The organism is Chondromyces crocatus, from assembly GCF_001189295.1.
GTDB classification, from domain to species: Bacteria; Myxococcota_A; Polyangia; order Polyangiales; family Polyangiaceae; genus Chondromyces; species Chondromyces crocatus.
In genome coordinates this window covers 5129431-5142964 of record NZ_CP012159.1, presented here as the reverse complement: position 1 = coordinate 5142964, position 13534 = coordinate 5129431, and the positions used below count along the sequence as shown (strand labels likewise).

General features: G+C 69.0%; 10 protein-coding genes. 1 reads left to right on the top strand and 9 read right to left on the bottom strand.

The annotated features are described in order from the left end of the window. Nucleotides 1–39: 39 nt before the first annotated feature. From CMC5_RS18975 to CMC5_RS45960, 5 genes are all read right to left on the bottom strand, one after another. Nucleotides 40–1227, bottom strand: a complete 1188-nt coding sequence (locus CMC5_RS18975) for a DUF2169 domain-containing protein (protein ID WP_050431753.1) — start codon at nucleotides 1225–1227, stop codon at nucleotides 40–42. Then, nucleotides 1224–1913: a hypothetical protein gene (locus CMC5_RS18970; RefSeq protein WP_156338721.1), complete on the bottom strand. Its 690-nt coding sequence runs from the start codon at nucleotides 1911–1913 to the stop codon at nucleotides 1224–1226. Before CMC5_RS18970 ends, CMC5_RS18975 begins: the two co-directional genes overlap by 4 nt. Continuing rightward, nucleotides 1910–2926, bottom strand: a complete 1017-nt coding sequence (locus CMC5_RS18965; protein WP_082362604.1) for a DUF2169 domain-containing protein — start codon at nucleotides 2924–2926, stop codon at nucleotides 1910–1912. Before CMC5_RS18965 ends, CMC5_RS18970 begins: the two co-directional genes overlap by 4 nt. Before the next feature lie 4 nt (nucleotides 2927–2930). Beyond that, nucleotides 2931–5198, bottom strand: coding sequence for a type VI secretion system Vgr family protein (locus CMC5_RS18960; protein WP_050431750.1), 2268 nt, complete (start codon nucleotides 5196–5198; stop codon nucleotides 2931–2933). Between the two features lie 109 nt (nucleotides 5199–5307). After that, the gene (locus CMC5_RS45960; protein ID WP_050431749.1) at nucleotides 5308–6630 is read right to left on the bottom strand and encodes a hypothetical protein; all 1323 of its coding nucleotides are present in this window, start codon (nucleotides 6628–6630) and stop codon (nucleotides 5308–5310) included. A 168-nt stretch (nucleotides 6631–6798) separates the two neighbouring features. Here CMC5_RS45960 and rtcA point away from each other — a divergent pair, with 168 nt between their 5' ends. After that, nucleotides 6799–7818, top strand: coding sequence for an RNA 3'-terminal phosphate cyclase (gene rtcA / locus CMC5_RS18950; RefSeq protein WP_050431748.1), 1020 nt, complete (start codon nucleotides 6799–6801; stop codon nucleotides 7816–7818). A gap of 87 nt (nucleotides 7819–7905) precedes the next feature. Here rtcA and CMC5_RS18945 read toward each other — a convergent pair whose 3' ends face one another. From CMC5_RS18945 to CMC5_RS18930, 4 genes are all read right to left on the bottom strand, one after another. Beyond that, nucleotides 7906–9432: an HTTM domain-containing protein gene (locus CMC5_RS18945; protein WP_082362602.1), complete on the bottom strand. Its 1527-nt coding sequence runs from the start codon at nucleotides 9430–9432 to the stop codon at nucleotides 7906–7908. Between the two features lie 159 nt (nucleotides 9433–9591). Beyond that, the gene (locus tag CMC5_RS18940) at nucleotides 9592–10734 is read right to left on the bottom strand and encodes an imelysin family protein (protein WP_082362601.1); all 1143 of its coding nucleotides are present in this window, start codon (nucleotides 10732–10734) and stop codon (nucleotides 9592–9594) included. Between the two features lie 20 nt (nucleotides 10735–10754). Then, complete coding sequence (locus CMC5_RS18935; protein WP_050431746.1) at nucleotides 10755–12179, bottom strand: di-heme oxidoreductase family protein; 1425 nt, start codon at nucleotides 12177–12179, stop codon at nucleotides 10755–10757. 5 nt (nucleotides 12180–12184) lie between these two features. Continuing rightward, on the bottom strand, nucleotides 12185–13411 hold the full coding sequence (locus CMC5_RS18930) for an imelysin family protein (protein ID WP_245678506.1): 1227 nt from the start codon (nucleotides 13409–13411) through the stop codon (nucleotides 12185–12187). Between the last annotated feature and the right edge of the window lie 123 nt (nucleotides 13412–13534).

Sequence of the window (13534 nt, the reverse complement as noted above, 5' to 3'; positions counted from 1 at the left end):
CGACTGGAGGGGGGCTTCGGTCGCGACGCGGGTGAGAGGTCAGCGGGGGAAGCGGACGTGGACGCCGATCTCGGCGAGGGCTTCGTCGGGGAAGACCATGGCGACGTCGAGGGCGGCGCCCCAGGTGAGGGTGAGGCGGTCTTCGTCGGGTTCGAGGAGGACGGTGGCGAGGTGGGGTTCGAGGGTCCTCACGCCGACGCCAGGGAGGGTGAGCGCGACGGTGGGGCGGTCTCCGGGGAGGTCGAAGGCGACGAGGTCGCGGTCGCGGTGGAGGTTCCAGAGCTTGACGGGTTCGTGGCCCAGGAGGCGGTGGGATCCAAGGCCCGGGGGCGCGCAGAGGTAGGCGCGCGGGTCGCCGGTGGGCAGCGGGGAGGCGGGTTCGTCGAGGTCCTCGGTGCGCAGGGCGCCGAGGTCGATCTCGTAGGGCCTCCGGCGCGGGGGGTTGAAGTCGGGGCGCAGGACGAACATGGCGCGGGGGAAGGTGAAGTAGTCGATGGGGGCGTAGCAGGCCGGGATGGGGCCATCGATCCAGTCCATCAGCTCGGGGATGGCGAGGCGGCGCGCGTCGAGGGGGTGCGCCGGGTCCTCCAGGTTGGGGGCGAGGGTGCCGACGAGGCGGGCTTCGGCGTCCGGGCCGAGGCGGTAGCCGCGTCCGACGTAGTTGCGGGGGTAGGTGAGCGTGCCGTGCGGGGGCTCGTTGGGGTCAGGGCGCACGCGGGGGTCGATCTTGCCGCGGGGCCTGGGCCAGCGGCGCTGCTCTTCGTCGAGGTCTCGGCCGCCATAGGCACGCTCCCAGGTGAGCGGGAGGGTCTCGAAGCCTTCGGCTGGGCCGAAGCGGAGGCCGCCGTCGGGGGCGCGCTCGATGGTGCGGTCGCCTTCGACATGGACCGTCTTGCGCACGGGGCCGACCTCGATGGCGGTGTCGAGGGCGCGGACGTTGCCCCGGCGGGAGTGGGCGGTGCCGAGGAGGAGGACGTCGGTGGCAGGCTTGGCGGTGGCGAACTTGTCGCTGTCGTGGAGGAACCTGCGGGTGCCAGGGACGGCGTGGGACTCGATCCAGTCGGGCTCGGTCCACACGATGGGAACGTCGGCGAGGGGCTCGGCGGCGCCGCGCTGGGGGATGCGGTAGGCGCGCTTGGCGACGAGGCCGATCTGGTACGGCCCGCCAGGGAGCCGGTAAGAGAACAGGTGCGGGCTCGGGGCCGACGAGGTGGACGACGTGGTCATTTCTCTCCGTCTATCCACTTCTGAACCTTGTCACCGACCCAGCTCGGAAGATCGACGCGTTCCCCCACAACGTCGGGCGTGCGTCGCCAGACGTGCTTGATGATCACATCCGTGAACCACTCGACCACTGCATCCTGGACCTTGAATTTCGAGAGTCCCCTCTCGATTCCCTTGCCGATCCCCCAACCAAGCGCAGCGTCGACCGCATAACTGGCCAGAGCGCTCGCATAGTCGCCCGCGGTGGGCTGAGTCTGCACGGTGTTGAGCTGGAGCACATTCCCCGTCAGCATATCGATCGGGTCATTGCATTCGACGTTCTTGCTCAACATCCCGACGATGCAGCAGGCGAGCTTGCCTCCCTCGCCCGTGACCGACTGGACTGCCAGCTGCGCTTTGGAGCCGGACAGGGCCAGTATCTTGGCCATGGTGGCCACAGGGGCAATGGCGCCTGGGGGCGGCCCGAGCGGGACATGGATGACGAGGTACAGGTCAAAGCCGCCCTGGATCATCAAGGCATCCATCGACGTGATGCTCTCGGTCCGCTTGCTGTGGAACGATGGAACCCACTCGAAAGGCGCACCGAACACGAGCGGCCAGGGCAGGATGGGGGGTTTGGCTGGGATGATGAAGAAGTGGACGTCGACCCCCGTGACCATCCCCCAGTTGTTGTAAAAATTGGCGCTCATACGCTGCCCCGCGCGATGACGCGTACCCAGTCCGGGGCGCGCTCGGGATGATGGTGGAAGGTGTGGGCGTGGACCAGCGACACGACACTGGAGCGGGCGTCGATGTGAACGCTACGCAACGAGGGCGCGATCTCTTCGTCTCCTCTCCCACGCCGGATGCCGACACGGATCGGCGAGCGTGGCACCTCGAACCGGATCGCGCTTGCCGCGGCACCGAGCCCATCGAGTGTCATCTCGGTTCCCACGGGGACACGCGCGAAGATGAGGCGACCTGGTGCGTGGTGGAGAGCGCGAAGGCTGAGAGAGAGTCGCTGCTCGATGGAGAGTGGCTGAAGGCCCCTCGGGGGTTGGCCATCGCGCGAGGACATCGTGTCCTCCGTCAGCCGCAGGGCCGGAAGCTCCGGACAGGAGGAGAAGCCTGCTGGCTCGGGCCGATCATCGACCCGCTGCACGAGCTGGTCGGGTAGCTCGATGTTCGGAAGGAGCTGGTCTTCGGCTGAAGCAACGCTCTCGTAGAAGCCCACCCCGGCGGGATTCAGGGGATAGGCCACCTGGAGCCGAGGCATCGGGAGGTCGGTACCAGGGAACAGGCCAGGCCCCAGTTCATGGCTTCCGCCGAAAGCACGAGAGAACGACAAAGGCATCGGGTCAAACTTCGCCGGCGCCGTCACCGATAGGCCGCCGTCGTTCCCGCGGGTCCATCGCCGGTCTCCAAAGACGAGGAGGCGCCGGATCTCGGGGCCCACCCGGAGGGCGACGGGTCGCACGAACGGGGGTGTCACAGGGCAATACGCATCTCCTGCCGCCGTCACACTCACGCCCCTCCAGAGCGCAATCATTCTGCGGTCAGGTGGGTCAGCAGGGGTGGGCACCGGCACTTCCCGGAGGGGGTCGAGCGCGCCATTCTGGGCGCGGTAATGGGATGAGACGACCAGTGCAGCGACGGAGAGGTCGTCATTCACCACGGTCCGGGCGAGGCTGACCTGCCGGCCGGATTTGTTGCGAACGAGCATGCGATCAGCCGTTCAGCTTGATGTTGCCGGCCTTGCCGTTGATCAGCGAGGCGAGCAGGTCGATCTGGCCGTGGCACATCACCATGGCACCGCCGCCGTCGAGGAAGATCTTGGAGGCCTTGATGGCAACCGAGTCTCCGGACATCACGAGCGTCGCACCGCCGCCGCTGTCGAGCACGATCAGCCCGTCGGTCATCCTGATCTTGGCGCTCCCCGACTGGGCCGTCAGCATGGCCTGCGTCAGGTCTGTGAGCACCGCTTCGACCTTGAAGCCATGCGAGATGAACTTGTGATCGTCACCTGCCTTTGATTTGTGGCTGCCAGAGATCGTCATGAGGTTATTGCCAGCAGCGACGTTCAGCATGTTGTCACCGCCGTTGACGAGAACGCCGCGCTTCCCGCTCACGAACACGCTCTGATCGACGCCGATCCAGGTCTTCTCCGAGCCGTCGATGTTGTGGGTCTGGTCGCCGTGGACGATGAGCGCGCGATTGCCATCGACCGTGTGGGTCTCGCTGCCGTGGACGGTTACATCGCGGTTCCGGTCGACGGAGATGTTCTGGTTGCCGCCGACGCCGTAGTTCTGGTCGCCGCCGACGCCGGTGTTGTGCGTGGCGAGGACGGTCTCGTCGAGGTTCCGGGCGGCGTGGACGACGATCTGCTCTTTGCCTTGCAGGTCCTCGAAGGCGATCATGTTGTAGTTGTCGTTGCGCGGGCTGACGTAGCTCTTGATCGCGCTCCAGGTGGGGCGGGCGGTGGGGCTCTCGGCGGGCTTGTTGACGCCGTTGTAGACGCGGCCGGTGACGAGGGGGCGGTCGGGGTCGCCGTCGAGGAAGTCGATGATGACCTCTTCGCCGACGCGGGGGTTCCAGATGCCGCCGTGGCTGGCGCCAGCGAAGAGCTGGCTGACGCGGATCCAGCAGGAGGTTGGCTCGATGGCGTGGCGGCCGGAGTCGATGTCCCAGTGGAAGCGGACGCGGATGCAGCCGATGTCCTGAGGGCCGCCGACGTTGATCTCGGCCTCGGCGGCGGAGGGATCGGCGGTGACGACGGCGGTCTGGCTGCCCTGGATGCGGGGGCGGGGGGTGATGCGGGCGGGGCGGTAGTTCGACTCGCCAGGCTTGCCCGGGGCGCCGCAGCGGAGGGCGGTGAGGTGGACGTGGTAGATGTCGTCGTCGCCCTGGCTGCCCCTGGAGGAGAAGCTGCCGCGCTGGCGGAGGGTGTACCGGGCCTCGGTGACGAGGTAGTCGCCACTCCAGCGGCTGTTGGGGTGGTCGAGGGTGAAGAGGGTGCCGGCGTGGACCATGCGGTTCCTGGCGTCGGCCGTGGCCCAGGTGCGCTCGGTGTCGAGGCGCTGTTCGCGTTTCTCGGCGAGGCGTTCGCCCAGCTCGCGGGAGGTCTCGTAGCGGCCCGGGTGCTCGTGGGTCTGGAAGTCGGTGACGCCCGCGGGGGACTGGGCGAGGAGGTCGAGCTGGGGTTTGCGCCAGTCGTAGTCGTCGAGGGAGGCGGAGCGAGGGCGCAAGCGGCTGCCGATGCGGACGTTCTCGACGACGTGGCCGAGGATGCCAGGGCCGAGGTGGCCCTTCACGCGGCGGCGGCCGGCGTCGTAGTCGGAGAGGACGAGGATGCACTCGTCGCGGGTGTGCTCGAAGTGGTACGCGACGCCTTCTTCTTCGAGGAGGCGAGAGACGAAGGCGAAGTCGCTCTCGTTGTACTGGACGCAGTAGGGGCGCGCGCTCGGGTCGGCGAGGCGCGACATGTCGAGGCAGCGCCAGGAGAAGACGGCGCGGGCTGGCTTGAAGGTGCGGAAGTCGCCGTCGTCGTCGGGGCCTTCCGGGGCCTCGGCGTCTCGGGGGAGGAGGCCTGCGCCCCAGGAGGTGCGGGTGAGGGTCTTCTCGAGGATCTCTTTGAGGGTCTTCTCCAGGTGGATGATGCTCTTCTTCATCATCGTGGAGCGGACGAGGGGAGGGACCAGCTCGACGCGGTAGCGGGTGCCGTGGTCGATCTCGCCGAGTTCCTCGGCGGAGGCGATGACGCCGTGGATGAGGCGGTACGCGGGTTCGACCTTGGTGGCGATGCGCAAGGCGGCGCGGGCGCCGACGAGGTCTTCGACGCCGACGTCGGGTGCGTTCTCGTGGCGTACGAGTTCGATCTCGAATTTGTAGAGGGCGGAGAGGGCCTCCGTCCCGCGGACTTCGAGCACATCCAGGTGGCGCCAGGGTCCGTCGGGGCCCTGGGCTCCCTCCCATGCGAAGAAGACGTCTTCGATCACGCGTGGCTCCTCATGTCGTCGGTCCCCCACCCTTCCCCATGGGCTGGAGGCTAACAGCGTCGGTGGTGGGCTCGGAAGGGGGGGATGCGCGGGGAGTACAGGGCGCCGATCAGGGCAAGGGCTGCGTGTAGCGCTGGGCGCCGAGGTAGGTGGCGAGGAGGGTGAGGGCGTCGAGCACGTAGGGGAGCACGTGGAGCTTCTCGGGTTGCGAGCGCAGCGCGTGCATCGTCTCGTCGCTGGGGAAGCACAGGAGGCCGCCGGTGCTGGGCTCGACGCGGAAGCCAGCCATCTCGATGGCGTCGACGAGCTTGACGTGGGTGGGCGAGCGGCGGAGCAGGTCGACGGTGCCGAGTTCCTCGAGGCTGCGATCGGTGATGCCCGGGATCCAGGCTGACAGCATGAGCTGGACCGTGGGTTGAAACCCTTTGTGCATGCCCACATGGCGGAGGTTGAGGACGAGGAGCACCTGATAGCCGAGGGGCTGGAGTGCGATGACCCGATAGTGGGCGCCACAGGGATAGAGGTGGCCCTCGAGGGGAGCCGCCCACCAGGCGTCGAGCCACCCGCTGGGGTTCGGCAGCCCCTGTCCGCTCCGCGCGGTCATCAGTTCGTGGGCGATGGAACTGACGGCGTGCTCCGTGCGCACATCGTTCTGGTTCTGCTGATGCGAGAAGTACGCGAACAGAGCGCCTCCGCAGGTGAGGACGACGAACATTCCGATGTTCTTCCGGCCCTCGGCGGCCCCCGTCAGACTCGTCACGGCCAGCGGCAGCATGAGCAGCGAGAACACCCCGCCCCCGACGACGGGCGCCCAGCGCTGCACCGTGGTCGGAGGAACGTTGTAGCTCCACCTGTAGCGAAGCAGGTGCCGGCGCTCCTCGCGGTAGCGGGCCATGCGCTCCCGCAGCACGACGGCCATGGCGGTCGCGCTCGCGTGGGCGAGGTGCTGGGAGGTCGGAACGACGGCGGTTCCACAGTGACGGCAGGGAGCCGCAGGATCAGCAGCCTGGATGGTGTGGGGACCACCGCATCCAGGACAGGTGAGGGGCGCCGCGACCGGGCTCACGATGGGCGCGGGCGTGCCTTTCCCCGCCCCCGACATGGGGTACCAGAGCATGGCGAAGATCAGCAGGAGCATGACCGGGGTGAAGATCAGGGTGCCCAGCCAGTTCGGGACGCGAGCGTATGAGAAGGCGTACGAGAGGATCATCAGCGCGACCATCGCCACGGCGTAGATCACGTACATCTGGTTGCCGCGGCGCTCTTGCTCAGCCTTCGTCGCACGCTCGGTGGCGGCGCTGGCGGCCTCGGCGCGCACGGCGGCGAAGCCTGCGACCGCAGAGGCACCATGAGAGGACAGCGCGTGCCGCAAGGCGTCGGGGATGGTGATGGTGGCGCGACAGGCAGGGCAGGCCACGGCCGCGGCGTTCACGTCTCTTAAGGGAACAGGGCTTCCGCAGGCGGGGCAGCGGAGCTGTCGTGCTTCGTTCATGCTGTGGTTGTATCAGGTCGTGCTGGGGCCGCGAGCGTGGGCGCTGGGCGCCGGAGCCGGTGGTCGGATGGAGTTGGACTCGCTGGAGTCGAGGAAGAGGGCGCGAGGATGCTGACGATCGATGGGTCGACGGGTGAAGGTGGGGGGCAGATCCTGCGGACGTCGCTCGCGCTGTCACTGGTGACGGGGACGCCGGTGAAGCTCGTGCGGGTGCGGGCGGGGCGCGCGAAGCCAGGGCTGGCGCGGCAGCACCTGACGGCGGTGCAGGCGGCGGCGCGGGTGGGCTGCGCGGAGGTGAGTGGCGCGGCGCTGGGGTCGACGGAGATCACGTTCCGGCCCGGGTCGATCGCGCCCGGGGTGCACACGTTCGCGGTGGGGACCGCAGGGAGCGCGACGCTGGTGCTGCAGACGGTGCTGCCAGCGCTGCTGTCGGCGCAGGGGGATTCGGAGCTGGTGCTGGAGGGCGGGACGCACAATCCGATGGCGCCGCCGTTCGACTTCATGGAGCGGGCGTACTTGCCGCTGTTGCAGCGGATGGGGCCGGTGGTGACGGCGGAGCTGGAGCGGTACGGGTTTTATCCGGGCGGCGGGGGGCGGGTGCGGGTTTCGATCACGCCAGCGCCGCTGGGGAAGTTGACGCTGCTGGAGCGAGGGGAAGTGCGCAGTCGGCGGCTCGTGGCGCGGGTGGCGAACCTGCCGGTGCACGTCGCGCGGCGCGAGGTGGAGGCGGCCGCGAAGGTGCTGGGTTGGGAGCGGGCGTGGCTGCACACGGAGGTGCTGGAGGGGGTGGCCGGGCCAGGGAACGTGGTGACCGCCGAGGTGGTGAGCGAGCACGTGACGGAGGTGTTCACGAGCTTCGGGGAGCGGGGGGTGCGCGCCGAGGTGGTGGGGGAGCGGCTGGGAAAGGAGGTGAAGGCGTACGAGGCGGCCGGGGTGCCGGTGGGGGAGTACCTGGCGGATCAGCTTCTGTTGCCGATGGCGCTGGCGGGAGGGGGGTCGTTCCGGTCGGTTGTGCCGTCGTCGCATACGCGGACGCATGCGGGGCTGCTGGAGCAGCTTCTGGGGGTGAAGACGCGGTTCGAGCAGGAAGGCGAGGACGCTTGGCGGGTGGAGGTGGGGAGCGGTTGAGGGAAGCGCCGAGGCGAACGGGGAGCGCTTCGAGAGAGGGTGAGCACGTCGACGCGCGGATGGCGCGGCGGCCGTGCGGCGCGCAGGTCAGCGCAGCGTGGGATCGGTGTGGGGGAGGATCCAGCGGGCCGGGAGCAGGGAGTCGCGTTCGCGGGCGAGGTCGATGGTGGGGTCGATGAGGCGCTGGTTGAGGCGGCCGTTGATGGCGGCGTAGGCGTCGGCGAAGACCTGGACGTCGGGTTCGCCGCGGCGCGCGAAGTCGGCGGCGAGGTGGTGGGCGTACTCCAGGATCATGTCGGGGCTGAGGGCCATCATCTTGACCTGGAGGGGGGTGAGGCGTTCGACCGGGTCGACGACCCAGACGCGCTGGGTGACGGGGTTGCGGACGCGGTAGGTCACGAGGCCGGTCTTCTCGATGAGCATGACGCGCCAGGCGAAGCGGAAGCCCTGGTCGGTCCAGCCAGAGTGGCCAGGGTAGAGCAGGTGGCGAAGGGGCAACGCGAGCTGGATGGCGAAGTGCGCGCAGAGGGCGGCGGTGGCGAGGCGGGAGAGCTGGGGGGCAGAGGGAGCCGCTGGAGAGAACGCTCGCGCTGCAGAAGAGGGCGGTGTGGAGGTCGGGGGGCTGGCCGTGGCGCGTGATGGCTCGGTCGAGGTGAGCGATAGCGATGGCTCGGTCGGTGCGGGGAGGAGCGAGGGGAAGCGGCGCAGGAGGGGGGCGAAGACGCGGCGCGGCCACGAGGGAGAGAAGAAGACCAGCGTCGCGACGATCATGATCCAGGGGAACATGCCGATCGGGAACAGGATGCCGGTGACGGTGTGGAAGCCGATGACGGCGAGGTAGGCGAAGGGTCGAGAGCGCTTCCAGAGGAGGAAGGGGAAGACGGTGAGGTCGAAGAGGGCGCCGGCGTAGCTCATGGCGTGGGCAGACCAGGGCGCGGAGAGCAAGGGGCCGAGGAGGGGGAGGTCGCGGCGCGCGGCGAGCCAGAGGGTGAGGGGCTGGGCGCGGAGGAGCCAGTCTTCGTTGAGCTTGGCGAGGCCGGCGAAGAGGTAGACGAGGCCGAGCTGGCAGCGGAGGGTCCAGAGGGCCCAGGTGGGCGCGGTGGGGCGGAGGATCGAGGGGTCGCGGCGCGCGTCGAGGGAGGCGGCGCGGTGGAGGGGCATGAAGACGGCCAGCAGGGCGACGATGCTGACGAAGTAGTAGTGGTTGAGGTAGGTGGCCTTCTCGCAGAGCTCGGCCCAGGTGAACGTGAGGAAGAAGGTGATCGCGGCGAGGCGGTAGTGGAAGCCGAGGGCGATGCACAGGCTGGCGAGGGCCATGATCGCGAAGTGGGCGTACATGCCCCACGCGGGCCAGGGGTTCACCCAGGGGAAGCCGAAGTAGTGGAAGTGGAAGGTGGGGGCGACGTAGACGTCGTGGATCCAGCCGCGCGCCCAGAAGCGGAGGGTGCTGAGGAGCATCATCGCGCCGAAGAGGACGCGGAAGGCGACGAGGGAGGCGATGTCGACGGGGGCGGCGAGGCGGGCGCGCAGAGCGCGGAGAGCGCGCAGGGGGCGCGGTGCCGGGTTGGAAGGTCGACCGTCAGGCGGCTGCGAAGAAACAGGGGTAGCGACCATCGGGAGCGCAGGGGCTGACAGGCCCCTGATACGCAGTACCTGGCATCGTGTTCCCCAGGTTCGTCCCGGGTCCTTGGCCAAGCGATCTGCGAAGAAAGCAGGGGTAGCGACCATCGGGAGCGTAGGGGCCGACAGGCCCCTGATCCAGGGTACGCAGTACTAGTCGCCGTCGTTGTCGTTGAGGGTGACGGTGACGCTGAGGGTGCCGGCGAGGTCGACGGCGATGAGGCGGCGGAGGGCGCGGCCGCTTTCGAGGGCAGTAGCGACGGCGGCGGGATCGGTCTCGACGGCCTGACGCAAGGGGGCCGGGAGGGCCTGGATGGTGTTCACGAAGTCGGTGAACTGGTTGCGGATGGCGGTATCCAGCTCGGCGGAGCGCTCGGCGACGAGGGTGGAGAGGCCGAGGCCCGAGGTGCCGCCCGCGCTGCCGGTGTAGATGGCTTCGACGCCGCGGGCGGCTTCGATGAGGTCGGTGTTGGTGTTGTCGCTGAAGCGGGATTCGCTCAGCGCGGGCTGCGGGGTGCCGCCGGTGCGGGTGCCGGAGGGGGCGCCGATGCGGCCGTCGGTCACCTTCTGGAGAAGCTCGACGGCGGTGTTGACGACGCGGCTGATGCCGTCCTGTGCGCGGGGGAAGGTCTCGCTGCCAGAGCCGGCGCTGGCGACGTCGTCGACGAAGGCGCCTTTCTCGGGGCGCCAGGCGTCGGCGAGGGCGGCGATGTCGGTCTCGATCACGGTGGCGACGGCAGCAGCAAAGGAGCAGCGGTGGCGGGCTTCCTGGGTGTCGGCGCCCAGGGAGGTGAGGACGGCAGCGTCGCCGCCGTCGGGGCTGAAGAGGAGGTACTCGAGGGCGGGCATGCCGCGGGTGGCCACGCCGAGGGTGGCGATGTGCTCGGGGGTCACCGGGTCGGGGGCCGAGGTGACGGCCTTGTCGACGCTGTCGGTGCGGACGGGCCAGAAGTCGATGGCGTTGGCCGTGCCGAGCTGATCCGAGGGGCCGAACAGGAAGGCCTGGGTGTGCTCCCAGGGCTGACGGAGGGCGCGCCAGGCGTCCTGCGCGGCGTCGAGGGTGGCCTGGTCAGGGGACGCGCAGAAGGCGCCGAGGGCGGGGGCGAGGCGGGTGGAGGCGGTGGCCAGGGCCTCGACGGTCGGCAGCATGACGTTGCGGGCGAGGTCCTGCATGACCGGGCCGCGGTTGTCGACGACCTCGCTCGACGAGCAGCGCACGGAGCCAGCGAGCAGGAAGGCGCCCAGGCCGAGGGCGCTCACGGTGCGCACGAGGCCTCGGTTCGTTCGTGTCCACATCGGAGAGACTCCAGGGAAAATCAGAGAGATTCCAGGAAGCGCAGCAGGGCTTCGCGGTCTTCGCTGGGCATGCCGCGGAAGGCTTCGCGGGCGCGCTCGGCTTCGCCACCGTGCCAGAGGATGGCTTCGGCCAGGCCACGCGCGCGGCCGTCGTGCAGAAGGAACTGGTGGCGGTTGACCACAGGGATGAGGCCCACGCCCCAGAGCGGCGGGGTGCGCCACTCGCGGCCATCGGCCTCGAAGTCGGGGCGGTCGTCGGCGAGCCCTTCGCCCATGTCGTGGAGCAGGAGGTCGGTGAAGGGGCGGATGGTCTGCTCCGACAGCTCGGGGAAGTCCTCGAGGACGCCGGTCTGAAGCTTGGGGGTGTGGCAGGAGGCGCAGCCCGCATCGTGGAAGAGCGCCTTGCCGCGGAGGATCGTCTGGTCCTCCCAGTTGCGCCGGCCGGGGACGGCGAGCGTGGCGGAGTAGAAGGTGGTCCGGGAGAGGATCTTGGCGCTCGCCTCGGGCTCACCATCGTCGTAGGCGGCGAGGCACTCGGCCTGGGCGTCGGTGCAGTTCTGGTCGGGGTGCAGCTCGGTGGTGATCCCCATGTCGTGAAGGAACGCGGCAGCGGTCTGCTGCTCCACGGTGGGGAGCGACGCTTTCCAGCCGAACCGGCCGATCACCTGGGTGCGCTCGTGGGCATCCCAGACGTGGTTGGGCCTGCCGGAGATGCCGTCACCGTCTTCGTCGTCGGGGTCGGCGAGCGCGAGGAGGGTCTCCTCGGGGATGGCTTCGAGCAAGCCGAGGCCGACCATCCCAGGCGCGACGCGCGGGGAGAGCATGACGTCGGAAGCGAAGGGGCCGTAGTTGAGCTCCTCGATCGTGTACGTGGGGCGCCGAAGGCTGTAGGCCTCGCCGTCCTCGTACGTGCCCGGGACCTCTTCGTAGGTCACCTGGGGGCGGCCCTCGCCGGGGACACCGGGGATGCCGTTGGGCTGGAGCTGGCCGCCGTAGATGGGCTCCGGAGCGGGGCCGCCGACGCCGTCGACGCCAGGGACGCTCAGACGGATGAGCATCTCGACCATGGGCTCTTCGATGGACTCCGGCGGTCGCCCTCGACCGTCCTTGAAGTGACACGAGGAGCAAGAGCGGGCGTTGTGCAAGGGCCCGAGGCCATCGCGCCCCTTCGTGGAGGCGGGCGCGATGACCCAGTTGTCGCGGAAGAACGAGTTGCCGACGAAGAAGTCGCTGCGACGGGCGGAGGTCATGTTCCGCGCCGAGTACGAGAATGCGCTGGGAGAGGTGTCGAAGATGGTGGTCGCGCCACCGCTCAGTTCTTCACCCACCTCGGCTTCGAGGCCCTTCGGTGCCGAGGGCTCCTCGCTGGCACAACCTGCCAGAGCGGCGGTGATGAGTGCCAGGCTCCAGCCAGCGCGTGCTCGTACTCGAATCGCGGACGACATGGCAGTTACTCCTCCAGGTTGAGCTCGACGCCGAGCAGATCGGCCACCTCGACGATGGACTGCGTCTGCGCGCGCAGGGCGTCGATGGCGGCCTTCACGGCGACGCGACCCGGGTCGGTGTCGGCACCCAGGATGGCCTGATCGAAGGGGACCGGGATGGCCTTGATGGCCGTGATGCTCGCCTCGAGCTGCTCCTTGAGCTTCTTGTTCAGCTCGGGGTTGCGCGCCTCGACCAGGTCGTCGATGCCCGGGCCGTCGGTGGTGCCGATGCGGCCGAGGTAGACGTTCTGGATGCCGAGGGCGTTGTACAGGATGTCGTTGTGCGTGTTGTCGCTGAAGCAGGAGTGCTCGTCCTCCTCCTCCTTCGTGTCGTACGCGACCTGCATGCGCTCACCGGCAAGCTCGGCGCCGCTGAGGCTCCCGATGCCGAGGAGGATGTCGCGCACGGAGTCGCGCTTGGACCGCGACTCGAACGTCGCACGGTAGTTCTCCGCTCCTGCTGCCCACTCGTTGGTCACGCCCTCCAGATCCTCGAACAGCAGATCGCCCGCAGCAAGGAGATACTCGCCGCGGCGCGTCTGGTTCGCAGCCGTGCCGTCGGGGCCGTCGATGTAGTCCGTGTGGGGCCTGTCGCCCGGGCCGGTGTCGCTGAGATCCTGGCCCCAGAGGAGGAACTCGATGGCGTGGTAGCCGGTCGCCACGTTCTCCTCGCCGCCCACCTCGTTGAGTGCGGCCAGCGCCTCGGTGCCGAGCGTCGGGTGCATGCCGGGATCGTTGATGATCCCGGAATCCGGAAGCTCGACGACGTAGTCGACGTACGACTCGTCCATCGGCCAGGCGTTGATCTGCCCCTCGGGGCCCTCGTCGTTGTCGATGGGGCCGAAATAGAAGCGGTAGGCCTCGGTCAGGCCATACGGGTTGCGCGCCTCGAGCCAGGTGCTGCGTGCGGCCGCCAGGTTGGCTGCGGTCGGCGTCTGCACGAGGGTCGCGAGGGAGCTGCGGATGGCCACGACGCCATCGAGCGCGTCCGAGTAGTTCTTGTGAACCAGCTCGGCATAGCGGGCGACGACGGGCGCGGCCTTCTCCTCGAAGTCGTCGGTGGGCTGGGTGTTGCCGTCGTCGTCACCGCCGCAGCCCACGAGGAGCGCCGCCGCAGGGAGGAGGACACGCAGACCACGACCCCAGGAGGCGGCGGTGCGGAACGGAGCAGAGAAGTCGATATTCATTTTCATCGCCTCATAAGTCGTTCCTCGAATCGCTGTCAATAACGCCAGCACGCTGACATCACCGGGGACGCCAGGGGCAGTGACGCCCACAAAAACGGGGATACGGGGGACCAGGACCGCTCGGGCGTC